The sequence below is a fragment of the Streptococcus hillyeri genome, assembly GCF_003686955.1.
GTDB classification, from domain to species: Bacteria; Bacillota; Bacilli; order Lactobacillales; family Streptococcaceae; genus Streptococcus; species Streptococcus hillyeri.
The window spans coordinates 136798-159833 of record NZ_RCVM01000002.1 but is presented as its reverse complement, the minus strand read 5'-3'; the positions used below and the strand labels follow the sequence as shown (position 1 = coordinate 159833).

The window sequence follows — 23036 nt, the reverse complement described above, 5'->3', positions numbered from 1 at the left end:
GTTATCCTTTCATGCTGAGAACAGTTTTACCGCGTGAGCGTCCATTTGCCACCTTATCCAGCGCAGCATTGACCTCATCAAAAGGATAAACCGTATCAATAGATGGCTTAATCTCTAGTTTGGTAAAAATATCTGCTACTTCTTGGAGTTGTTGCCCATTGCTTTCGACAAAGATAAAGTGATAGTGAACGCCATATTTGTCAGCCATCTTGTCAAATTGGCGACCAACCAGTGTAAAGAGGATTTGTTTCCACTTAGGAAGTTTCATGCGTTTGGCAAAGGCTCCATTTGGCATGGCACGGAGAGATACCATCTGACCACCTTTTTTCATGATAGCCATTTGTTTCTCGGTCTCAGTACCACCTAGAGTGTCCAAGACATAATCAACATTGCTGAGGATTTTGGTGTAGTCCTGAGTCTTGTAATCTAGGAACTGATCGACCCCGAGCGCCAAGACTCGGTCACGATTCCTGATGTCCCCATTAGTGATAACGGTTAATCCTTTGGCTTTAGCAAGAGGAATAGCCATGGCACCGACACCACCAGTCCCACCAGAAATAAAGAGGGTCTTGCCAGCTTCAGCATCCATAAGGCCGAACGCTTGCATGATGGTTAGAGCCGTCAGAGGAACCCCTGCTGCCTCCTCATCTGTCAAATAATCAGGAACCTTAGCTAGAGCCACCGCATCCACAGCAACGTACTCGGCAAAAGCGCCAATACTATCTAGTGGCAAGCGACCAAAGACACGATCCCCTACGGCAAACTGGCTCACGCCGGTACCTATCTTTTCAACCAATCCAACCACTTCGTTTCCAGCGGTAAGGGGTGTTTTGTAAGGAACAATCATTTTGACCTCACCACGGGTAATCATATTGTCCAGCGGATTGACCCCGGCTGTCAGCACCTTGACCAAGACTTGCTTATCTTTTGGCTCAGGCCTTGGGACATCGACGATATTGAGGTTAAGGTTGTTTTTATTGTAGGCATTTAATTGTGCTGCTTTCATTAGTTTTCTTCTTTCTTTTTTGGAAATAGCAGAGCTGGTCTGCAAGGTTGAAACTTCAAACGACGTTTAGAGAATGTCATGATAATCTTTTTGTAACTTTTTGTATCTGTCGTAGATACAGATACAAATTCAATAATAGAAATTACCAAGCGCTTACTTGGTAACTCCTGCTTGACGGTACAAATTTGTAATGACATCTGCAAGGCTTTGACTGGCCAGCTCCTTTTCTAGCTGACGCTCTGCCTTTTTAAATACTGGATTGATTGCCCCTTCGATATGTTTACCAACAGGACATTCCAGATTGGCATGCTGATGCACTTGAAAGAGTTTGACTTGAGTCACTTCTTGCGTCGCATAGTAAATGTCTAAAAGACTGATTTCTGTTGGTGTTTTCGTTAACGCATACCCGCTCTTGCCTTGATGTGACATCAATAAATCGGCATTTTTCAAGAGAGCAATGACCTTACGAATATAACTGGCATTGGTGCCCACACTGGTTGCCAATGCCTGAGAAGATAAGGTCTCCTTACTCTCAGAAATCATGGTTAAAATGTGGATGGCTACTGAAAATTTCGTATCCATAAGACTCCTTCTTAAACAAATGTTAGATAAAATCCTCTAACTTGTTCTTGTTTATGATACAAGTGTAAGTTGAAGAGACAAAAATGTCAACTAAAATCTTTTATTTTTTAGTAAAACCTGCTAATACCGATTGCTATTGCTATGCTATCACGAGCAGGTGTGCATGATAGCTGTGAGGCACCGGACCATTTGTTACTTTAAAATAGTTCAGGAGGCTACCTACTTGCCTCAAAGACTACTTTATCAGATTTAACTCCGTCAATTTAAGACTAGGGCTTTACAACAATTCAAGGTCATATTGAATTGAAAAAGTAATCAGAAAGAGCAAGGAGCTACTGATAGAACTAAAATTGATCAAAGCGGCTTAACGCTATCCCAGCCTTTATGCCATTACTATATCATACAGAGTTTACCGTTTTCACCACACTCGTGGTCTTGTTCTATAGAAACTAATAGTGTACAATAAAGGAAACAAATATTAAGGAGACTAAACTCATGAAAAACACAATGCAAGCCTTCGCTAACTTAATATTAGGAATCGTCTTCATCGGTCTAGGATTTTGGATGCGTAGCGATATCCTGCTTTGGGAACAGACAGGCGGTACAAGACGACTAAATGCTATTATCTATGCGGTTTACAACATTGCTGGTGCTAACGGTGTTTTGGCATTGCTTATCTTAGTATCTCTTATTTTCTTCTACACAGCTTATCAAAAATTCACTAAGAAAGCTTAGGAGACAGTCTTGTCGGCAACAAAAAACGAGCAATCCTTTAGATTTGCTCGTTTTTTTGGCTGTCTATATTACGATTGGCGCTCTCTAATACTTACCGTCTTCCTCGCCTCCAGTAACAAGAAGAATTTGGTAGCCATCCAAATGCACATGCCAATTATTACGGCACCCCGGTTCAAAGGTCACATTTCCAACACTGGTAATACCATCTGGCGCTTGTGCCAACATTGCTAGATAGGATTGTCCCGTAAAACTAGCACCGTACGGATTTTCTTCTCCAAAGGCAAATAAGGGATTATTTTTAACACCTTCATGTTTAAACATGAGTCATCACTTCTTTCTACAATAATGTTAATCTCGATTACAGTATACCTCTAACTACTAACAGTGACAAATACCTATAATGAAAGTTAATAAATGCTTCAAAAGTATTTTAACTTGTCATCAGGCTACTAAATCTATCCTCGATTCACCAACATATCACCATGCAACGTCTGAAGGTGTTTATCTAGGACCAATTTAGCACTTCGTTCAATATAGTCTTTAAAATGCGGTGTTTCTCTGTGTTGCTCATAAGCAGTTTCATTTTGATAGACCTCAAAGAAATACCACGTATTAGGATTGTCCACATCTGTACCAGCATACATGACCCAAACGCCATCTTCTTTTTCCATGCTGGTCTGCATTTCAGGTAATACAATCTCTGAAAAAGCTTTGCTATCGCTAACCGTCACGGTAGCTAGTCGAACAGCTAACTGCTTATCATCAAAAATCCGCAAGGCTGTTGGTTTTTGAAGCAATAATTGTGGCACCAAGGTTACCACTTCACGACTAGTCAGTGCTTTTTGTGCTAAACCTACAAAAGCCTTAAAATGAGATGATTGAATATGCTTCTGATAAGCCTCTTCATTATCATAGCGTTCCACAACGATTTGCTGGCTGTAATCTTCTGGAAGGTGACTACCATACATAGCCAAAGTCCCTGGTTCTAGTGCCATTGATTGGGTAAAATTCGTATAGCCAATTTGCTTATATTCTTCTTTATAACCTAAGTCCAAACCAAGACGAAATAGTCTAAATATTTCTGTCATTTTCAACCTCCTAATCCAAAGAGCCTATTGGCATTCCCACGAAAAATCTTTTCCTTATCATTATCCGTCAAAGGTAGTTCTTTGATAGCGTGACGGATAACCTCTGTCGCTCCAGCTGGAAGAATCCCAAGAGGTGCATCAGTCCCAAAAAGAACATGGTCAACACCGTAATAGTCCACACAGAGTTCCAGAGCTTTGCTATTGCCTAAAAGAGCTGTATCTACATAGAATTTCTTGAAATCACTCGCCTGCTCCTCTGGTAAAATATGCTCAATCCGCCCCGCAAAATAAGGAACCATAGCCCCACCATGATGAACCAAGATGTTGAGATTTGGAAATTCTTGAAAATACCCAGCCTGCACAATGTCTAGCATGGCTTGAGTCAATTCGTACTCCCAGCTAAAAATAATATTATTGTCTGGCTTTCGTGGATCAAAAACTGGGTGGAGCCAGATTGGCATATCTGCCTTAGCAGCAGCTGCAAAGACGGGCTTGAAACTCTCATCTGCTAAAGATTTTCCTAGATGACGCGTAAATAACTGAATCCCAAGTATTTCAGGATGACTAGTGACAAAACTTTCTATCACGCGCACCGCTTCTGGAATATTGTTCATAGCCACCATGGCTACACCACCCGCAAAGGTATCCGTATTCGCTTTGACCGTCGCTAGCAATTCCTCATTCGCAAGTTCTACCAATTGAGTCGCTTCAGCAGTATTTACATCATCTCGATGTGTTTAGGGGTATCGGGCATACTCTCTCGACACTTGGTCATACCCGTCAAGACAGGATTTGGGACAAAGTGCATTTTTGAGACTAGATTCTTATCCAGCGCCAGCATTTTTCCAAAAAACTCAGGGAGTAGCACATGAGCAAAAGCATCAATTTTCAAAGTCATCCAGTCTCTCCTTCCAGCTGCCATCTTCATCAAAGATAATGCCATATTCTTCATAGTAAGTGTCCTTATTTAAAATCTCTCCAGATTCATAAAGACTAATTTTGCGTGTCAAGCGATCAATGGAACGTTGGAGATTTTTTTGCTTCTGTACAAGTACTGCTAGTTGCTCACGTAACAAGGCTTCACGCGCTTCCACCGTTTGATCACCCTGCATAAGTAACTGACAATAATCAATCAAAGCTTCTATCGGTATGCCAGAGTGACGTAGGCAAATAATCATTTCAAGCCACTTATTAAGGTCATCTGTAAAATAGCGATTGCCATTAGACTGACGGGGAATCTCTGGTAAAAGCCCTATCCGTTCATAATAACGCAGGGTATTGGGATTGATATCATATTTTTGTGACACTTCTGTAATGGTGTATTTTTTTGTTTCTGACATTGTATTACCTTCTATTACTAAACGTATCTTTCAATTCTAGTATACTAGAATTTTTGTTAAGTTACATTTTTTAGCACGTCAACTCTTGCATCATTTAGTTACTCAGACAGGCCTTGTTGATTCATTCTATTAAGCTTGTCCTTCCCAGCCACCGCGTGTATCGACACCAGCTTGTAAAGCCAATTCTTCTAATCTTGCCATTTCAGACGCACTGAGAACTAGGTCGCTAGCTTTAGCCGCATCTAGAACTTGTTCAACTTTTGTCACGCCTAAGATTGGTGTTGTTCCACGCCCGATTGCCCAAGCTGTCGCAATTTGTGCTGGACTAACCTCGTGTTGTTCAGCCAAGTGTTTCAATTCAGCCAGTAAATCGCCCAAAGCTGGGAACATCGGATTATAGGTTTTACCTCGATTGGAATCGGCTGGCATAGGATGCTGGTTATCATATTTACCAGACAACGCACCTTGTTCTAGAACCATGTAAGAAAAGAATTGGATATCATTTTCCTTGCAATAGTCAAGCAATCCATTCTCAATAGAATTGCGATAAAGCAAGCTAAAATGGTTTTGAACGGCTGAAATTTGTACCCCAGCTGGTTTCAAGATTTCCTGAACACGTTTCACTTGGTCAAGACTATGGTTCGACACACCAATCCGTTTCACACGCCCTGATTTAACTAAATCTGCTAAAAACGGTGTCCAACGTTCAACATCAGCTGCGTTATGAATCCAATAAATGTCAATATCGTCTGTTCCCAGACGCTTAAGACTGCCTTCTAACATATCTGCGACTGGATTTTCTTTGGTATCATCCTGCATTCCTGGTGTAAATTTGTCAGATAGGACGACTTCTGACCGGTCATATTGGCTCACTAACTCACCTAGAATCCTCTCAGATTCTCCATTAGCATAGGCAAAGGCAGTATCAAAGGTGTTGAGACCATTTTCCATAGCAACCGAAAAAACATCTTTCAAGTCAGTCGTATCAAGATGATTGCCAAAAACCACATTACCACCAGCAAATCCTCCAGTTCCCCAAGACCATGTTCCAAGTACGATTGATGCGGTATGTTTTGTCATTTTATTTCTCCTTTTTTGTTGATGGTGATAGTGTACCACTTGTAGTTGACTACAAGTCAAGTGTTTTTTTATGTAAAAATAAGTGAGACAAAAGTCATGCTTCCAAAATCAGGACTTTTACCTCACTCTCTTTTATACATTAATCGGTATGATCTAACATTTATCTTTTTAAAATAGATATCTGCAAATGATCATTTTTATACCTAAATAGCTAAATTTTACGTAGCAAAAACTCTGACAACAGATAACTATATTATCTTTTTATCAATTATTTCACTACCTATTTAGCCACTCATCGCACTCCGTTTGACTAGAATCCATTTATCACGATCTCTTGGATCAACACCTCGACGTTTACCGATAGCACCATCTTCTAGACGGCAGGGTTGATAACCATCAAAACGGACTGATAGCACCGCTTTTCCAGAAGACAAAGACGCTAAACGAATCGGATAATCAAGGCTAGTAGCCACAGGGACTCTCGCTTCTAGAGTACAAATCCCCTCTGAAATTTGTGGCGCCCCATAAGTGGCACGCATCTGGATCAAGTCTCCGATAATTTTACCAATTAGACTTTCATCAGCAGTAATACGCCATTTCTGCATAGGCTCAAGCAAAGTCATACCGGCATTCTGTAGACCATCTATTACAGCTAGAGGAGTTGCCAAGAAAAAATCTAATGGATGTGTGTGCATACGGTGATGTTCTCCACCAATCAAGGTAACTTTAATATCTGTTACTTCCCAATTATAAACACCCTGCTTAAGAGCGCGTGGTAATTCTGCCGCAATGTGGGATTGGTATTTATAATGCATGTCATCATCTGATACAATTGACTCAAATTCAATGCCAGAACCTATTGGTAGAGGCTCAATTTTCAAATCAATAACAGCCCAACAAGGTTTTGGCATGGTGTAGACTTCATGACCATAGCCAATTCCAGTTGGTGTTTCTTTATAAATCACCGTTGGTTGGGTAAAGGTGACCTCCAAACCATATCGCTCTTGAACCATTTGACTTAGAATTTCCAGTTGGATACGACCTGTTATCGTTATGTTTAGTTCACGTGTTTCTAAATCATAGGTACTATTAAGTTGTGGATCCTCAGCAGATAATTCACGAAAAGCCTCTATCACTTCAGGCGTAGCAGGCGAAACCCCAACTTCTAAAAGTGGAATAGCCAAAGGATAACTAATATGAGTTGGTTTCTGTCCAATAATATCACCGACTTCTGCGTCTGCCAAACCACAAAGTGCTACAACATCACCTGCAATAGCTTCTGATAAATCGTTAAATTTTTCACCTTGATATCTTCTAATTTGAGTCACTTTTGGGGCATACTTAGGCTCTTCTTCTATTGAATCATTTCTAAATTTAGAAATAGAAACACTGTCACGCACCTTAATTTTGCCACCAAAAAGTCTAACATGAGCTAAACGTCCCATGGTTTTATCATGGGAAATTCGCCAAACAATTCCTGATAATTTTTCTGACTGTTCTGCTATATTTTTTGACAAAAAATAATCTGAAGACAAGGCATTTAGTAGCGTATCAACACCAACATCATGAAGGCTACTTCCAAAAACAACGGGAACAAGTTCTCTTTTCCTAATAGCTTCTTTCAAGGTTGCTAAAACGTGATGCTCAGATAATTCCTTGCCATCTAAATAGGCTTCTAGCAACTCCTCATCAAAATCTGCTGAAACTTCTTGCCAAATAGTAGATGATGGGGTTAGACCTTGGCAGGTTGCTTCACGCGTTTCTTCAGCTAGGATTTGATTAAGGGGCAAAAGATGAGGAGTAAAGGTCTCTCGAATTTTTTTCATTACGGCTTGACTGTCACTCCCAACACGGTCAATTTTATTGATAAAAATAACGATATTAGTTCCTTGAGCTTTTAATGCTTCATAAAGCACTTCTGTCTGAGCTTGAATCCCTTCTACCGCAGAAATAACTAAAACTGCTGTATCAAGAACAGACAAGGCACGTTCAACTTCAGATACAAAATCAACGTGTCCAGGTGTATCCAACAAATTAAGACGAACATCATTATGAATAAAACTAACCGATGCAGCTTTGACAGAGATTCCTCGTTCTTTTTCCACTTGTAAATTATCAGTCAAAGCAGTACCTTCATCAACTTTTCCTAATTGGCGAGTCACACCTGCATGATACAAAAGGCTTTCAGTTAAGGTTGTCTTACTCGCATCAACGTGAGCAACTAGACCAACATTCATAATAGATTTAAAATCGGGCATAACTCCTCCTTTATTATTTGATTTCTCCATGACCAAATATCTCTCATTATGCAAAAATGCTATGTTGTATATCTAATACCATCCTAAAAAATGATGCAAAGCAACTTCAGGTTCTGGAAAAATCTTTATAGCCATAAGAACTAATAGAGCCACTGTTAATAATGTTAATAATATTTTTTTCATAATGACATTATAGCCAAAAAATAACTAGGATACCATTAACAGCTTTATTAGATTAAACAAATTAAAAGGTTATCATATAACGAGATTTCTGCTTTTTATGTCACATAATCTAACATATAAAAGAGGTGAGATTTGCTTTTGATTTTCTTTTTTGATATAATAGTCTTTAATTTTACAAAAAGGAGTTCTCTGTATGATGAAAAAAATGCAATTATTGATGGCAAGTTTTCTGTCATTGTTCCTTCTATTTGGAGGTGCAACCATCCTTGCTGATACCGTTGATGTGGTTTCAGACACTGCCTATGCTCCCTTTGAATTTAGGGATGCTGACCAAACTTACAAAGGCATTGACGTCGATATTATCACTGAAGTCGCTAAACGTTCTGGCTGGGATTTAAACATGTCCTACCCTGGTTTTGATGCAGCAGTCAATGCTGTCCAAGCTGGACAAGCTGACGCTTTGATGGCAGGAACGACTATCACTGATGCCCGTAAAAAAGTCTTTACCTTCTCAGACCCTTACTACGATACTAAAATTGTCGTTTACACACGCGCTGATCAAAAAGTATCTTCCTATAAAGAATTATCAGGAAAAGTTGTCGGAGTCAAAAATGGTACTGCTGCGCAAGCTTTTCTTGAAAAAAACAAAGACAAGTATAACTTCACAATCAAAACCTTTGATACCAGTGATTTAATGAATAACAGCCTTGACACTGGATCTGTCTTTGCGGCTATGGATGACCAACCAGTCGTTGAATATGCCATTAAACAAGGTAAAAACTATGCCATTAATATCGCAGGTGAATCTATCGGTTCCTTTGGTTTTTCCGTTAAAAAAGGCTCTGAGTATGAGTATCTTGTTAAAGATTTCAATACTGCTCTTGCTGCAATGAAAAAAGACGGTACTTACGATACGATTATGAATAAATGGCTTGGGGCTGATACCTCTAAATTAGCCTCAACAGGAGATAGTTCTGCTAAAGCAACACCTGTTAAATCATCTTATAAAATCGTTGCTGATTCATCATTTGCACCCTTTGAATTTCAAGATGACAGTGGTAACTACGTCGGTATTGATATCGAGCTAATCAAAGCAATCGCTAAACAACAAGATTTCACCATTGAAATTACCAACCCTGGCTTCGATGCAGCCTTAAATGCTGTTCAAGCTGGACAAGCTGACGCTGTTATTGCTGGTATGTCTATCACAGATGCCCGTCGCGAAATCTTTGATTTTTCAGACCCTTACTACACTTCTAACATTTTACTCGCTGTCAAAAAAGGGACAGTCGTTAAAGAATACGCTGATCTCTCAGGAAAAACAGTCGCCGCCAAAAACGGTACAGCTTCTTACAATTTCTTAGAAAAGCATGAAAAAGAGTATGGCTATAAACTAAAAGCCTTCGATGAAGCATCAACCATGTATGATAGCTTGAACTCAGGTTCAGTTGATGCCCTCATGGATGATGAAGCAGTTCTCAAATATGCCATCCAACAAGGACGAGATTTTGACACACCACTAGCTGGGGAAAAATCTGGGGAATACGGATTTGCCGTAAAAACTGGTACAAATCCAGAACTCCTTGCTATGTTTAACAATGGTCTAGCTGTCTTAAAAGAATCTGGTGAATACGATAACATCATCAATAAATACCTTGGTTCAAACAACAGCACTACTGCTGTCGATGAGACAACGATTTCAGGTCTTCTCTCAAACAACTATAGCCAACTCTTATCAGGACTTTGGACAACCCTTAGCTTAACCCTCATTTCCTTTGCTATCGCTACCCTTATTGGTATCCTATTTGGTATGATGAGCGTTGCACCAAGTAGAGTTCTGAGAACCATTGCTAGCATTTTCGTTGATGTGGTCCGCGGTATTCCTCTTATGATTGTGGCTGCTTTCATTTTCTGGGGAATTCCTAATCTTATTCAAAGCTTAACAGGCCAACAATCCCCTATCAATGACTTCTTTGCTGCTACGATTGCCCTTTCGTTAAATGGCGGAGCTTATATTGCCGAAATCGTTCGAGGTGGTATCGAAGCCGTTGATAAAGGTCAAATGGAGGCCAGCCGAAGCCTTGGTATTCCATATAAAACAACCATGCGTAAAGTCATTTTACCTCAAGCTGTCAAATTGATGTTGCCAAACTTCATCAACCAGTTTGTTATCTCACTCAAAGATACTACTATTGTCTCTGCAATCGGGCTTGTTGAACTCTTCCAAACAGGTAAAATTATCATCGCTAGAAACTACCAATCTTTCCGCATGTATGCTATCCTAGCAGTAATGTATTTAGTAATCATTACACTGCTTACCCGCTTGGCAAAACACTTAGAAAAGAGGACTAAATAATGGCTGAATTGAAAATTGATGTACAAGACCTCCACAAATATTATGGAAAAAATGAGGTTCTAAAAGGCATTGATGCCAAATTCTATGAAGGCGATGTGGTTTGCATCATTGGTCCTTCTGGTTCTGGTAAATCAACTTTCTTACGAACACTCAACCTACTTGAAACCATTACATCAGGTAAAGTTGTCGTAGACGGATTCGAACTATCTGACCCTAAAACAAATATCGACCGTGCACGTGAAAATATCGGAATGGTATTCCAACACTTTAACCTCTTTCCGCACATGACTGTTCTAGAAAATATCATTTTCGCTCCTGTCGAATTAGGAAAACAAACCAAGACAGAGGCTGAAAAACTAGGAATGGAACTCTTAGAAAAAGTCGGTTTAGCTGATAAAGCTAACGCCATGCCTACTAGCCTATCTGGTGGTCAAAAACAACGTGTTGCGATTGCTCGTTCCCTCGCTATGAATCCAGATATCATGCTCTTTGATGAACCAACTTCTGCCCTTGACCCAGAAATGGTCGGTGACGTTTTAAACGTTATGAAAGACCTTGCTGAACAAGGAATGACCATGCTCATCGTAACTCATGAAATGGGATTTGCTCGCAAAGTTGCCAACCGTGTCATCTTTACCGACGGTGGTCAGTTCCTCGAAGACGGGACACCAGAAGAAATCTTTGACCATCCAAAACACCCACGCCTTATCGAATTTTTAGATAAAGTCTTAAACGTTTAAAAGAAGTTCATCCCGAACTTCTTTTTTATGTTGTAAAGTCAATTAGTTTTTATTTAGTATTTTTGTTAGCACTTCTCCTAATGTGGTGTGGGGCGCTCAAAAGGTCTGGGAGACCTTTTGAGGTGGGAAATGAAGCTGACGAAGTCAACATCAAAACCTCCTACGGAGTTTCATTGCTAGATTTGAGCTTATCTCTATCGCAGTAGATGATTGGATGTACTTGTCGACTACTCGACAGCGTCCACCCTAATCATCCTTGCGGGGGAACTACTACGAAATTGACTTTCAATTTCTGTAGTTCTCCCAAAAATCCGTTCTTATCAAGCCAATTACCCTCACTTTTTAATTTCTAAGCTCAGGCTGAAACTGTCCACTGGACAGTTTCACTAATAAGAATACCACTATAGCGAAAGAAACATTTTTTCTCGTTACGCTCGTCACCATCTCAACGATATTAGTGGTTCTAAAATTCTAATTTTGATTTTGGATGAGTATTAGGTGGACTCTTGAAAATATAGAAGTGGCCAATTGCAGACTTTCAATCAACCACTGCTGCATTCTGTTATTACTATAAAAAAATAAGGCTGGGAAAATCACACATACTCCCAGCCTCTCTTTGGTTATTTACGCTTCTTCTTCGCTTTTTTGAGTTTGTTGGCTTGGCGTTTCATCATTTGCTTCATGGCAAATTGCCCAACTTTTCCTTTGAGGCCACCACCAAACATTTGGCTCATATCCGGCATGCCTGCGCCACCCAGAGCTGATAAATCAGGCAATCCTGAACCTCCCATCATGCTCTCTAAAGCAGACATGTCCATGCCACTCATATCTGGCATATTTGGCAAGTTCTTAGGAAGATTGTTAGGATTGATGCCCATTTGACGCATCATCTTATCCATATCACCTGACATGACACCTTGCATCATGGACTTAGCTTGGTTGAAATCTTTAATGAACTTATTGACTTCCACAAAGCTATTTCCAGAACCATTGGCAATACGGCGACGGCGACTCGGTGTCAGTAAATCTGGATTTTCACGCTCTGCTGGTGTCATTGACGATACAATGGCACGTTTGCGAGCGATTTCTCTTTCATCCACTTTCAGGTTTGCCAAGGCAGGATTGCCAGCCATCCCAGGTAGCATTTTAAGAAGGTCTTCCATCGGTCCCATGTTTTGGACTTGGTCCAGTTGCTCAATGAAATCATTGAAATCAAAGGTGTTTTCACGCATCTTCTCAGCAAGCTCAGCTGATTTTTGCATGTCGTATTCTTGAGAAGCCTTTTCAATCAGGGTCAACAAATCACCCATGCCCAAAATACGGCTAGCCATACGATCTGGGTGGAAGGTTTCAATGTCGGTAATCTTTTCACCAGTACCTGTAAACTTGATTGGCTTCCCTGTGATTTCACGGATTGAAAGGGCAGCACCACCACGGGTATCACCGTCAATCTTGGTTAAGATAACCCCTGTCACTTCCAATTGCTCATTAAACTCACGCGCAACATTGGCAGCTTCTTGACCAATCATGCTATCAACAACCAAAAGGATTTCATGTGGTTGCGCTAATGCTTTGACATCGCGCAATTCCTGCATGAGTTTTTCATCAATTTGGAGACGACCAGCGGTATCGATGAGAACATAATCATTGTGATTCTCACGCGCTTTTTCTAAACCTTGGCGCACAATTTCAACAGCCGGTGTATCAGTCCCCATATCAAAGACAGGGACACCGATTTGCCCACCCAGAGTTTTAAGTTGATCTATCGCAGCTGGACGATAGATATCCGCTGCAATCATCAACGGACGAGCATTTTCTTCCTTGATAAGCTTGTTTGCCAGTTTACCAGCAAAGGTTGTCTTACCAGCACCTTGAAGACCAACCATCATGATAATGGTTGGAATTTTAGGGGATTTTTCAATTTCTGCCGTTTCAGAACCTAAAATGGCTGTTAATTCTTCATTAACAATCTTGATGATTTGTTGAGACGCATCCAAGGTTTCGATAATCTCATGACCAACAGCACGCTCACGAACACGCTTAATAAACGTCTTAACAACCGGAAGTGCAACGTCCGCCTCAAGGAGTGCCAGACGAATTTCTTTTGTAACGTCTTGAACTTCTTTTTCCGTTAGCTTTCCTTTACGACGTAGATTTTTAAACACGCCTTGCAAGCGTTGTGTTAGACTTTCAAATGCCATCTGTTTTTATTTCTCTCCTTTTTTCTTCTCGCTCTTGCTGGCTACATAAGCTCAACAACCAGCTTAATCTCTATTATCAATACTCATTAAAATAGCGATTTTTTCTTGCAAATAGTCATCGTTTGCATATTTCTCAGTCATCTCATCAAAGATTTCACTACGCACAATATAATCAGAATACATGTGCAGTTTCATTTCATAATCCTCTAGAATTCTCTCTGTACGCTTAATATTGTCATAGACAGCTTGCCGACTGACCCCAAACTCTTCAGCGATTTCTGCCAAGCTGTAATCATCTGCGTAATAGAGTTCAATATAATTCATTTGCTTATCTGTTAAAAGCGCTGCATAAAACTCAAAAAGAGCGTTCATTCGATTGGTTTTTTCAATTTCCATATCCTATATTTTACCATAATATCTAGGATTTTAATAGGGGAAATGGCAGAGCTTTTGAGCTGTACCACCATGAACACTCTAGTTTAGACAAGGTAAACACTGGAATAGCTAACCAGCTATCCTGATTGCAAAGCTCAAGGTACTCACAAATAGCATGGCGCCCAAAAACCACTACATCACCTATAAAAATCACACAATCTAAAATACCTTATTTCCAACCTTGAGCATTAACGCAATACTATCTTCAGTAGTCGTTTCTCCCACAGATACCACCATATATGCGGATATATCGTTACAAATCAATCATAATTTGACTGGTGTCACCTAATTGTTTTCTAGGTAGAACTCAAATCGATCGCCTACATACTGACTTCTCACATATTCAAATGGGCGATTATCTGTGAAATAGGAAACTTGTGTGAGTGCTAAAATAGCATGACCTTTAGCAATCGAAAGATAATCTGCCACGCGCTCACTGGCAATTTTAGCTGAAATCACTTGCTGACTTTTGCCAATTTCATAGCCATTATCCGTTAAGGTTTTAAAAAAATGTTCCGTAATGGCTCGTCGTTCAACATTACGAATCAGTTCCTCAGGAATAGAAGCCACTTCATAGACAACAGGAACATTATCCGCATACCGTACCCGCTCCATTCGAATCACATAGTCCGTTTTCTTCAGCTGCAGACGGTCCATTTCCGTCTGGCTCGCCAGTTTCTTTTGATAAGAAATAACTTTCGTAGAAGGGGTCTTCCCTTGCGCTGTCACAATCTCGGTAAACGATGTGGTACCACGCATTTTTTCCTGAACCCATCTGCTGGCCACATAGGTGCCGCTTCCTACTCTCCGTTCTAAGATACCTTCATCAACCAGTAAAGTAATCGCTTGACGAAGCGTCATTCGGCTAACGGAAAAATCATCTGCCAAGTCACGCTCGCTAGGCAGACGGTCTCCAATCTTCCAAATGCCTTTATCAATCTGCTCCTTCAATGCATCGTGAATACTAATATAGGCTGGCGCCATCGCTTTTCCTCCTAATGATATCGCTTGAGGTAGGTGCGTTCTTCATAGACCTCCTCAATCTCAAACAACTCCAAATCTGTCTCTTTAGCGACAATATAATGCCCCTCGCGCTGATAGTATGGCAACTCCCCATCTTCAGTAACAAATGCTAGTCGCTTCTGATCTGGTAACACCTGAAAAGTGAATGATTGATCCTGTGATTTTGGTGTTCCTACAACCAGCCAGTCACGACAGATGACTTCTGCTCCCCATTTCTGATAAAGGTGGTTCGCTTTTTCATCGCCTCTTGTAAAAATGGCTAGCGCTTCAACCCCTTTTTCTCGAAGAAGAATCTCAGCTCGTTCAAATAATTGATTTGCGATGCCCTGCCCCTGATAATCTGGATGGACAGCTAAATTAGCAAAATAAGCGACTTTGTCACAGGAATAATAGGCATATGCTCTGCTATTTTCCCTAGAATAAATCCCAATATCTAGCAGACCAACAACAGTATCTCCCTCTAAAGCAACGAGTTCAATGCTGTCTTCGTAAAAATCCGTAAAGTTATCCTTAGTACGGCTGATATCATCAAAAAAGTCTGAATATAAGTAAGAAAGGGCTTTACAATAGACCCAACTTTTTTCATATTGGTTCTCAAAAGGTTTAATCGTTATCATAAGATTAGTTTACCATATTTAATAAAAAAAGGACTGCAAAAAACCAGAATTTATGCTAGAATAATAGAAACCGTCTATAACATCTGACGTAAAAAGAAAGGGAATCCATGACTGAAACGTTGACTGATGTTCAAAAAATCATCGTTCTCGATTACGGTAGCCAGTACAATCAACTGATTGCGCGTCGTATCCGTGAATTTGGTGTTTTTTCAGAACTTAAAAGCCATAAAATTACAGCAGATGAGCTTCGTGCCATCAATCCTATCGGAATCGTCCTCTCAGGAGGTCCTAACTCTGTCTACGCTGACAATGCCTTTGGTATTGACAAAGATATTTTTGAGCTTGGGATTCCCATTTTAGGAATCTGTTATGGTATGCAATTGATCACACATACCCTTGGAGGGAAAGTGGTCCCAGCAGGTGAAGCTGGTAACCGTGAGTATGGTCAATCTACACTACGTCTTCGTGCCGAATCTAAGCTATTTGCTGGAACACCTGAAGAACAACTTGTTTTGATGAGTCATGGTGATGCCGTCACTGAGATTCCAGAAGGTTTCCACTTGGTTGGTGACTCTGCTGACTGCCCGTTTGCTGCGATGGAAAACACTGAGAAAAACTTCTACGGTATCCAATTCCACCCAGAAGTTCGTCACTCCGTTTACGGTAATGACATGCTTCGCAATTTTGCGGTAAACATCTGCGGTGCGCGTGGTGACTGGTCAATGGATAACTTCATCGACATGGAAATCGCTAAAATCCGTGAAACAGTTGGAGACAAAAAAGTTCTCCTTGGTCTTTCAGGTGGGGTAGATTCATCAGTCGTTGGTGTCCTTCTGCAACGTGCGATTGGTGATCAGTTAACATGTATCTTCGTTGACCACGGCCTTCTTCGTAAGAATGAAGGCGACCAAGTTATGGAAATGCTTGGTGGCAAATTCGGTCTTAATATTATCCGTGTTGATGCCGCAGAACGCTTCTTGAGTCTTTTAGCAGGTGTTGATGATCCTGAGAAAAAACGTAAAATTATTGGTAATGAGTTTGTTTACGTCTTTGACGATGAAGCAAGTAAACTCACCGATGTTGATTTCTTAGCACAAGGTACCCTTTACACAGATATCATCGAATCAGGTACTGAAACTGCCGAAACCATCAAATCTCACCACAACGTTGGTGGACTTCCTGAAGATATGCAGTTCAAACTCATTGAGCCACTCAACACCTTGTTTAAAGATGAAGTACGCGCACTTGGTACTGCACTTGGCATGCCAGATGAAGTTGTTTGGCGCCAGCCATTCCCAGGACCAGGTCTTGCAATTCGTGTGATGGGTGAAATCACTGAAGAAAAACTTGAAACGGTTCGTGAATCAGATGCTATCCTTCGTGAAGAAATTGCAAAAGCAGGCCTTGACCGCGATGTATGGCAGTACTTCACTGTAAACACTGGTGTCCGTTCTGTTGGGGTTATGGGTGACGGTCGTACCTACGACTACACCATCGCTATCCGTGCCATCACTTCTATCGACGGCATGACAGCTGATTTTGCGCAACTCCCTTGGGACGTTCTTAAGAAAATCTCAACCCGAATCGTAAACGAAGTTGACCACGTTAACCGTATCGTCTATGATATCACAAGTAAACCACCTGCAACTGTTGAGTGGGAGTAAAGATTAGTAATTATCTTTAACTCAATAATAGAGATATAACCCCCTGCATGAATCATGTAGGGGATTGTTTATAAATTTCAGCATTCGTAGATGCGATAAGTTTATTATGTTGATCTGATTAACGGAATTTTCCCCATATACACAAAAAATGGTTCCTACTTCTAATAAGTAAGAACCGTTTTTTATTACCTTATTTCAATCATGTAACTCACCAAGCAACTTGGTTATAATTTTGTTCAAAAGATTTGAGAATCGATTTATCCGCATCATTAAATGCCACTTGTGTTTCAAGCAAACCTTTCACAATTGTACGTTGTGTTGCCTCAGCATCTGTACAAGTTACTAGTGTGATTTCGTTGACACCTTCATGATCTTCTAGGACATAAATAGCCTCTGGTTCAACGATTTCTACACTGTTAATCACATAAGTGTAAATAAATTCTTTGTCAGTCAGATAGATTTTCATACCATTTTGAGCTCTCTCAAGTGGTGAAAACAGCATATCTGAAGCACCGACCATCGAAAAAATATGATGGCTAGCCAGCGTATAATTGCCTTGTCCCATAACCTGACTTTCTTTCATGGTACCTGCACCATAAGATAATTCAGTGTTACCGAGACCTTTAAAAATAGGCAAATTAATTTTTAAATCTGGTATAGCTATACCACCTATTACAGGTAGAAGCTGTGCTTCCATTTGAGATTTTAAAATGGATTCTGTTGAGACAGATTCAACTGCTGAGAAATCAAAACTCGCTTCTTTTTCCTTATTCTTTTTGATGGTCTCCTTTGAAACTTGAGAAACTTGATATTTATTAGAATTCCAAGCAATCAAAGTATTTCGAATGGATTTATTAAATACCAATGCTAAACCAACAATAAACAAAAGAACAATTAGGGTGTTGTGTAAAAACGTTTTAAAGGTTTTCTTTTTATTCCGTCTCATCAGCACCATCCTCATCTGTAGCTCCAGATTTCACTAAAGCAAAGGTCACAATTTTAGCTTGTTCATCCAAACGCATCACTTTAACACCTTGGGTTGAACGTCCTGTCTGAGAGATATTTTCAATGCCTGTGCGGATCATGACGCCAGTATCGGTGATAATCATAATATCCTCATCACCACTAACTGTGACAAGCCCAGCAAGTGGTCCATTTTTCTCAGTAATATTAGCAGTTTTAATCCCTTTACCGCCACGACCTTTAGTTGGATATTCGCTTGCAGCGGTACGTTTACCATAACCTTTTTCAGTGATGACAAGAACTTCCTGATCTTGAGCAATAGCTGACGCACCAACAACGATATCTCCATCGCGTAGGGTAATCCCTTTAACACCTGTTGCAACACGGCTCATGCTTCGCACACTATCCTCACGGAAACGAACAGAGTAACCTGTTTTCGTACCAATGATAATGTCATCTTGTCCATTCGTTAAAATCACATTAATCAATTGATCATCATCTCGTAAGCCCAAGGCTTTCAAACCATTTTGACGAATGTTATTAAACTCAGAAACACTTGTACGTTTGACAATCCCTTGTTGGGTGATGAAGAAGAAATGCTTATCTTTGAAGTCTTCTTTCGTTAAATTAATCACCGTCTGGATAGTTTCCCCTTCATCAAGCTTCAAAAGATTGATAATAGGAAGACCTTTTGCGGTACGACCATATTCTGGGATTTCGTAAGCTTTTAGGCGGTAAACACGTCCCATATTCGTAAAGAACAACAAGTGGTCATGTGTCGAGGTAGATACCAAATCTTTGACAAAGTCATCATCATTAACACCTGTTCCTTGAACACCACGTCCACCACGTTTTTGGGCACGGAATTCATCCTGAGCCAAGCATTTGATGTAACCTTTGTTAGATAAAGTGATGAGAACATCTTCTTCTTCGATAAGATCTTCGTCTTCTAGTGACAATACCTCACCGACCATAAGCTCTGTACGACGATCATCAGCATATTTACGCTTGGTTTCATCCAATTCTTCTTTGATAATTGTCGCAACACGTTCAGGCTTAGCCAAAATATCAGCCAAATCTGCAATTAAAGTCAACAAATCATCATATTCAGATTGAATTTTATCGCGTTCCAATCCTGTCAAACGACGCAGACGCATATCCAAAATCGCCTGACTTTGACGCTCTGACAACTCAAAACGACTCATCAGCTCTGCTTGTGCCTCGGCATCAGTCTGACTACCACGGATAATCGCAATCACTTCATCAAGGTGATCAAGTGCGACTAACAATCCTTCTAAGATATGTGCACGCGCTTCTGCTTTCTCTTTATCAAAACGCGTCCGACGAACAATCACTTCTTTTTGGTGAGCAATATAATTGTCAATAATCTGACGTAGGGAGAGAATTTTTGGCACTCCCTTTTCAATAGCCAACATATTGAAACTAAAGTTTGTCTGCAAACTTGTTAGTTTAAACAGATTATTTAAAATCACATTAGCTGACGCATCACGACGAACTTCAATGACAAAACGAACACCTTCACGACTCGATTCATCACGAACAGCTGTGATTCCTTCAATGCGTTTTTCCTGTGCCAAACGAACAATATGCTCGTGAACCTTTGTTTTATTGACACCATACGGAAACTCTGTGACAACAATGCGTTCACGACCAGTCTTAGTCAATTCAATTTCTGTACGAGAACGTAAAACAATTGATCCTTTACCGGTTTCATAGGCACGATGAATACCTGATTTCCCCATAACAAGAGCCCCTGTTGGGAAGTCTGGACCAGGCATTACTTCCATCAAATCACGTGTTGTGACTTCTGGATTATCCATTACTAATTTAACCGCATCAATGGATTCTCCAAGGTTATGCGGTGGAATGTTGGTTGCCATACCAACAGCGATACCTGTCGCTCCATTAACGAGAAGATTAGGAAATCGTGCCGGTAACACTAGTGGCTCACGTTCAGAACCATCATAGTTATCCTGAAAATCAACCGTGTTCTTATTGATGTCACGGAGCATTTCTAGAGCGATTTTGCTCATGCGCGCTTCCGTATAACGTTGAGCGGCCGCACCATCTCCATCCATAGAACCAAAGTTTCCATGACCATCAACCAACATGTGACGATAACTCCACCACTGAGCCATACGAACCATAGCTTCATAGATAGAACTGTCACCGTGCGGGTGATATTTACCCATAACATCCCCGGTAATACGGGCCGATTTTTTATGAGGTTTATCTGGAGTAACACCAAGTTCGTTCATCCCGTACAAAATACGGCGATGTACCGGTTTTAGACCATCACGAACATCAGGTAGGGCACGTGCCACAATAACGCTCATCGCATAGTCAATAAAACTCGTCTTCATCTCACTCGTTAGATTAACATCTACCAAGTTTTTATCTTGCATGTACATGCCTCTTTTCTTTTCAAAAGTCTTTATTATTATATCATAAATTCCTTGGAAAATCTGTATTGGTATCGCTTTCTGTAAGCAATTTTCATTTTTCTTCTTTCTTCCGTGACAAACAGCAAAGAACATGGTAGAATAGTTAGATGTATGGGAATTCCCCAAAGAAAAAAATAAGGAGACGTTTAGCATGACTTTAACTAAACAACACAAAAAAGTTATCCTTGTCGGTGACGGTGCCGTAGGTTCATCTTACGCTTTTGCTTTGGTAACACAAAACATCGGTCAAGAGCTTGGAATTATTGATATTTTCAAAGAAAAAACTCAAGGTGATGCAGAAGATTTAAGCCACGCATTGGCATTTACTTCACCTAAAAAAATCTATGCAGCTGATTACTCAGACTGCCACGATGCTGACCTTGTTGTCTTGACAGCTGGTGCTCCTCAAAAACCAGGTGAAACTCGTCTTGACCTTGTTGAGAAAAACTTGCGTATCAACAAAGAAGTTGTTACTCAAATCGTTGCATCAGGTTTCAACGGTATCTTCCTTGTAGCCGCTAACCCAGTTGACGTTTTAACTTACTCAACTTGGAAATTCTCAGGATTCCCTAAAGAGCGCGTTATCGGTTCAGGTACTTCTCTTGACTCAGCACGTTTCCGTCAAGCACTTGCTGATAAAATCGGTATCGATGCTCGTTCTGTCCACGCTTACATCATGGGTGAACACGGTGACTCAGAATTTGCCGTTTGGTCACACGCTAACGTTGCCGGTGTAAAACTTTACGACTGGTTGCAAGCTAACCGTGATATCGATGAGCAAGGTCTTGTTGATCTCTTCATCTCTGTTCGTGACGCTGCTTACTCAATCATCAACAAAAAAGGTGCTACTTACTACGGTATCGCAGTAGCTCTTGCTCGTATCACAAAAGCTATCTTTGATGATGAAAATGCAGTGCTTCCATTGTCAGTTTTCCAAGCTGGTCAATACAACGGTGTTGAAGATGTCTTTATCGGTCAACCAGCTATCATTGGTGCACACGGTATCGTTCGTCCAGTAAACATTCCACTTAGCGATGCTGAATTGCAAAAAATGCAAGCTTCTGCTGCTGAGTTGAAAGCTATCATTGACGAAGCATTTTCTAAAGAAGAATTTGCATCAGCTTGCAAAAACTAATCTCTGAAAAAGACTGGAATACTGCTATTCCTAGTCTTTTTTATATGTTTTAATGATTGTTCAAGCACCTACAATTAGAATCTTTTGTATCGTTAGCTTCCAATCACCAGCTGCCTCAAAGTGCTTCTATTACAATATTTCAGACGGTTTAAAGATTTTTCTTATACTAGAGGAAGCAAATATTATGAAATATTAAAGATTTCTATCTCTCGTTGACAAATACCTTCATTCATTGTATTATGTAATCAATATAAATAACTACAGAGGTCTACAATGAAAAAACGTCCAGTTTCTGAAGAGTTTAGTAAAAGATTGTTTTATCTTATGCTAATTCTCATACTTTTCTGTTATTTACTAACATTTTTTGAAAAAACTACCTTAGGACCACTTGTGCATCTTACTCCCCTATTTGTAGGGATTAGTTACGATTGGAAAGCTATTTCAAAAGAAAGTATCAAATATCTTCTAGCTACTGTAATAGTCACCCTCAGTTATCCTTGCATCATGCTGATTATTGGTTTAGGTAAGCCATTGTCTCATTATTACACCATTGTCATCTATTTTTTAATAGCAATCTATATTCTTTACTTAAATGTCAAAAAGAGAGTGGGACAGAAGTCATGATTTCGAAGAAATTGACTTCGTCGTCCCACCTCCGCACAGTTGATTAGGATGGCCGCTAACGATTGCGTAGCAAGGGTTTAGGACCTCCAATCAACCACTGCGTCAATCTGTTATTACCATTAAAAATAGAAGGTTGAGATATTTATGTCCCAACCTCTTTTTATTATTCTAATAAATCCGATAACAATATTTGGATTATTTTTAATTCAAGCACATTCATAAAAGAAACCATCTACAAAGTCTTAACATAGCAAAGATAAGTTCCTCTTTCTTTAAACCCTAAAGCTCTTAACAGCTCGCACTCCTTTTCATCACTAAAAAATAATATTTGTCGAATACCTGACTGACGTGCTTCTTCTATAAGAGTATAAAGTAACTCACGAAGAATGCTTTGAGAATCATCAGCCATTTGTTCAGCAATGACATAGCCATAAATTTCCATTTGACAATCCCCAAATGGTCTTGCCCAAAGGGCACCTTTATCAGGAAACAAATAGATTACCCAATTGTCTAATTCTTCCATCAATCGTTCAGGTGACCA

At 40.1% G+C, this 23036-nt stretch carries 19 protein-coding genes and 2 pseudogenes; 6 read left to right on the top strand and 15 right to left on the bottom strand.

The genetic code is table 11. From position 1 onward, the window contains the following. Nucleotide 1: 1 nt before the first annotated feature. Both EAF07_RS02370 and EAF07_RS02365 read right to left on the bottom strand, forming a co-directional pair. Nucleotides 2-1006 carry an NADP-dependent oxidoreductase gene (locus EAF07_RS02370; protein ID WP_121834693.1) on the bottom strand — a complete coding sequence of 335 codons (1005 nt, stop codon included), beginning with the start codon at nt 1004-1006 and terminating at the stop codon, nt 2-4. A gap of 153 nt (nt 1007-1159) precedes the next feature. After that, nucleotides 1160-1588, bottom strand: coding sequence for an Rrf2 family transcriptional regulator (locus tag EAF07_RS02365; protein ID WP_121834692.1), 429 nt, complete (start codon nt 1586-1588; stop codon nt 1160-1162). Between the two features lie 495 nt (nt 1589-2083). On the opposite strand from EAF07_RS02365, the gene EAF07_RS02360 reads away from it, so the two are divergent. Further along, on the top strand, nt 2084-2323 hold the full coding sequence (locus EAF07_RS02360; RefSeq protein ID WP_121834691.1) for a hypothetical protein: 240 nt from the start codon (nt 2084-2086) through the stop codon (nt 2321-2323). A 90-nt stretch (nt 2324-2413) separates the two neighbouring features. Here EAF07_RS02360 and EAF07_RS02355 read toward each other — a convergent pair. The 6 genes and pseudogenes from EAF07_RS02355 to EAF07_RS02330 all read right to left on the bottom strand — a co-directional run. Next, nucleotides 2414-2644: pseudogene (locus tag EAF07_RS02355) on the bottom strand (cupin domain-containing protein); the annotation flags it as partial. 134 nt (nt 2645-2778) lie between these two features. Then, the gene (locus EAF07_RS02350) at nt 2779-3411 is read right to left on the bottom strand and encodes a putative quinol monooxygenase (RefSeq protein WP_121834690.1); all 633 of its coding nucleotides are present in this window, start codon (nt 3409-3411) and stop codon (nt 2779-2781) included. A gap of 2 nt (nt 3412-3413) precedes the next feature. Beyond that, nucleotides 3414-4309, bottom strand: a pseudogene (locus tag EAF07_RS02345) (amidohydrolase family protein). Next, nucleotides 4293-4751, bottom strand: a complete 459-nt coding sequence (locus EAF07_RS02340) for a MerR family transcriptional regulator (protein ID WP_121834689.1) — start codon at nt 4749-4751, stop codon at nt 4293-4295. Before EAF07_RS02340 ends, EAF07_RS02345 begins: the two are co-directional and overlap by 17 nt. Before the next feature lie 129 nt (nt 4752-4880). Further along, nucleotides 4881-5831 carry an aldo/keto reductase gene (locus EAF07_RS02335; protein WP_121834688.1) on the bottom strand — a complete coding sequence of 317 codons (951 nt, stop codon included), beginning with the start codon at nt 5829-5831 and terminating at the stop codon, nt 4881-4883. A 284-nt stretch (nt 5832-6115) separates the two neighbouring features. Continuing rightward, entirely contained in the window at nt 6116-8089 is a 1974-nt protein-coding gene (locus EAF07_RS02330) for an elongation factor G (RefSeq protein ID WP_183121642.1), read from the bottom strand. A 376-nt stretch (nt 8090-8465) separates the two neighbouring features. Between EAF07_RS02330 and EAF07_RS02325 the strand changes: the two genes are divergently transcribed. Both EAF07_RS02325 and EAF07_RS02320 read left to right on the top strand, forming a co-directional pair. Continuing rightward, a complete protein-coding gene (locus tag EAF07_RS02325; protein ID WP_121834686.1) occupies nt 8466-10628 on the top strand; it encodes an ABC transporter substrate-binding protein/permease in 2163 nt (720 codons plus the stop codon). Further along, on the top strand, nt 10628-11368 hold the full coding sequence (locus EAF07_RS02320; protein ID WP_121834685.1) for an amino acid ABC transporter ATP-binding protein: 741 nt from the start codon (nt 10628-10630) through the stop codon (nt 11366-11368). The genes EAF07_RS02325 and EAF07_RS02320 overlap by 1 nt, the downstream gene beginning before the upstream one ends. Nucleotides 11369-11988: 620 nt before the next feature. Here EAF07_RS02320 and ffh read toward each other — a convergent pair. The 4 genes from ffh to EAF07_RS02300 all read right to left on the bottom strand — a co-directional run bounded on the left by ffh (nt 11989) and on the right by EAF07_RS02300 (nt 15641). Then, nucleotides 11989-13569, bottom strand: a complete 1581-nt coding sequence (ffh, locus tag EAF07_RS02315; protein ID WP_121834684.1) for a signal recognition particle protein — start codon at nt 13567-13569, stop codon at nt 11989-11991. A 63-nt stretch (nt 13570-13632) separates the two neighbouring features. Continuing rightward, a complete protein-coding gene (locus EAF07_RS02310; protein WP_121834683.1) occupies nt 13633-13965 on the bottom strand; it encodes a putative DNA-binding protein in 333 nt (110 codons plus the stop codon). A 324-nt stretch (nt 13966-14289) separates the two neighbouring features. Further along, nucleotides 14290-14988 carry a GntR family transcriptional regulator gene (locus tag EAF07_RS02305; RefSeq protein WP_121834682.1) on the bottom strand — a complete coding sequence of 233 codons (699 nt, stop codon included), beginning with the start codon at nt 14986-14988 and terminating at the stop codon, nt 14290-14292. Nucleotides 14989-14999: 11 nt separating this feature from the next. Beyond that, nucleotides 15000-15641, bottom strand: coding sequence for a GNAT family N-acetyltransferase (locus EAF07_RS02300; RefSeq protein ID WP_121834730.1), 642 nt, complete (start codon nt 15639-15641; stop codon nt 15000-15002). Between the two features lie 110 nt (nt 15642-15751). Between EAF07_RS02300 and guaA the strand changes: the two genes are divergently transcribed. Next, nucleotides 15752-17308 (top strand): glutamine-hydrolyzing GMP synthase, encoded by a 1557-nt coding sequence (gene guaA / locus EAF07_RS02295; RefSeq protein ID WP_121834681.1) that lies wholly within the window; start codon nt 15752-15754, stop codon nt 17306-17308. A gap of 208 nt (nt 17309-17516) precedes the next feature. Here guaA and EAF07_RS02290 read toward each other — a convergent pair whose 3' ends face one another. Next, nucleotides 17517-18263, bottom strand: coding sequence for a class A sortase (locus EAF07_RS02290; RefSeq protein ID WP_121834729.1), 747 nt, complete (start codon nt 18261-18263; stop codon nt 17517-17519). Then, nucleotides 18241-20697 (bottom strand): DNA gyrase subunit A, encoded by a 2457-nt coding sequence (gene gyrA, locus EAF07_RS02285; RefSeq protein ID WP_121834680.1) that lies wholly within the window; start codon nt 20695-20697, stop codon nt 18241-18243. The genes EAF07_RS02290 and gyrA overlap by 23 nt, the downstream gene beginning before the upstream one ends. Before the next feature lie 190 nt (nt 20698-20887). On the opposite strand from gyrA, the gene EAF07_RS02280 reads away from it, so the two are divergent. After that, on the top strand, nt 20888-21871 hold the full coding sequence (locus tag EAF07_RS02280; protein ID WP_121834679.1) for an L-lactate dehydrogenase: 984 nt from the start codon (nt 20888-20890) through the stop codon (nt 21869-21871). Between the two features lie 273 nt (nt 21872-22144). Next, nucleotides 22145-22495 (top strand): hypothetical protein, encoded by a 351-nt coding sequence (locus EAF07_RS10580; protein ID WP_183121641.1) that lies wholly within the window; start codon nt 22145-22147, stop codon nt 22493-22495. A 232-nt stretch (nt 22496-22727) separates the two neighbouring features. Here EAF07_RS10580 and EAF07_RS02275 read toward each other — a convergent pair whose 3' ends face one another. After that, nucleotides 22728-23018, bottom strand: coding sequence for a hypothetical protein (locus EAF07_RS02275; protein ID WP_121834678.1), 291 nt, complete (start codon nt 23016-23018; stop codon nt 22728-22730). Between the last annotated feature and the right edge of the window lie 18 nt (nt 23019-23036).

Excerpts from the sequence above, each read along its gene's own strand:
- EAF07_RS02370 (WP_121834693.1), bottom strand. The coding sequence starts at position 1,006 with ATGAAAGCAGCACAATTAAATGCCTACAATAAAAACAACCTTAACCTC.
- EAF07_RS02365 (WP_121834692.1), bottom strand. The coding sequence starts at position 1,588 with ATGGATACGAAATTTTCAGTAGCCATCCACATTTTAACCATGATTTCT.
- EAF07_RS02360 (WP_121834691.1), top strand. The coding sequence starts at position 2,084 with ATGAAAAACACAATGCAAGCCTTCGCTAACTTAATATTAGGAATCGTC.
- EAF07_RS02350 (WP_121834690.1), bottom strand. The coding sequence starts at position 3,411 with ATGACAGAAATATTTAGACTATTTCGTCTTGGTTTGGACTTAGGTTAT.
- EAF07_RS02340 (WP_121834689.1), bottom strand. The coding sequence starts at position 4,751 with ATGTCAGAAACAAAAAAATACACCATTACAGAAGTGTCACAAAAATAT.
- EAF07_RS02335 (WP_121834688.1), bottom strand. The coding sequence starts at position 5,831 with ATGACAAAACATACCGCATCAATCGTACTTGGAACATGGTCTTGGGGA.
- EAF07_RS02330 (WP_183121642.1), bottom strand. The coding sequence starts at position 8,089 with ATGCCCGATTTTAAATCTATTATGAATGTTGGTCTAGTTGCTCACGTT.
- EAF07_RS02325 (WP_121834686.1), top strand. The coding sequence starts at position 8,466 with ATGATGAAAAAAATGCAATTATTGATGGCAAGTTTTCTGTCATTGTTC.
- EAF07_RS02320 (WP_121834685.1), top strand. The coding sequence starts at position 10,628 with ATGGCTGAATTGAAAATTGATGTACAAGACCTCCACAAATATTATGGA.
- ffh (WP_121834684.1), bottom strand. The coding sequence starts at position 13,569 with ATGGCATTTGAAAGTCTAACACAACGCTTGCAAGGCGTGTTTAAAAAT.
- EAF07_RS02310 (WP_121834683.1), bottom strand. The coding sequence starts at position 13,965 with ATGGAAATTGAAAAAACCAATCGAATGAACGCTCTTTTTGAGTTTTAT.
- EAF07_RS02305 (WP_121834682.1), bottom strand. The coding sequence starts at position 14,988 with ATGGCGCCAGCCTATATTAGTATTCACGATGCATTGAAGGAGCAGATT.
- guaA (WP_121834681.1), top strand. The coding sequence starts at position 15,752 with ATGACTGAAACGTTGACTGATGTTCAAAAAATCATCGTTCTCGATTAC.
- EAF07_RS02290 (WP_121834729.1), bottom strand. The coding sequence starts at position 18,263 with ATGGTGCTGATGAGACGGAATAAAAAGAAAACCTTTAAAACGTTTTTA.
- gyrA (WP_121834680.1), bottom strand. The coding sequence starts at position 20,697 with ATGCAAGATAAAAACTTGGTAGATGTTAATCTAACGAGTGAGATGAAG.
- EAF07_RS02280 (WP_121834679.1), top strand. The coding sequence starts at position 20,888 with ATGACTTTAACTAAACAACACAAAAAAGTTATCCTTGTCGGTGACGGT.
- EAF07_RS10580 (WP_183121641.1), top strand. The coding sequence starts at position 22,145 with ATGAAAAAACGTCCAGTTTCTGAAGAGTTTAGTAAAAGATTGTTTTAT.
- EAF07_RS02275 (WP_121834678.1), bottom strand. The coding sequence starts at position 23,018 with ATGGAAGAATTAGACAATTGGGTAATCTATTTGTTTCCTGATAAAGGT.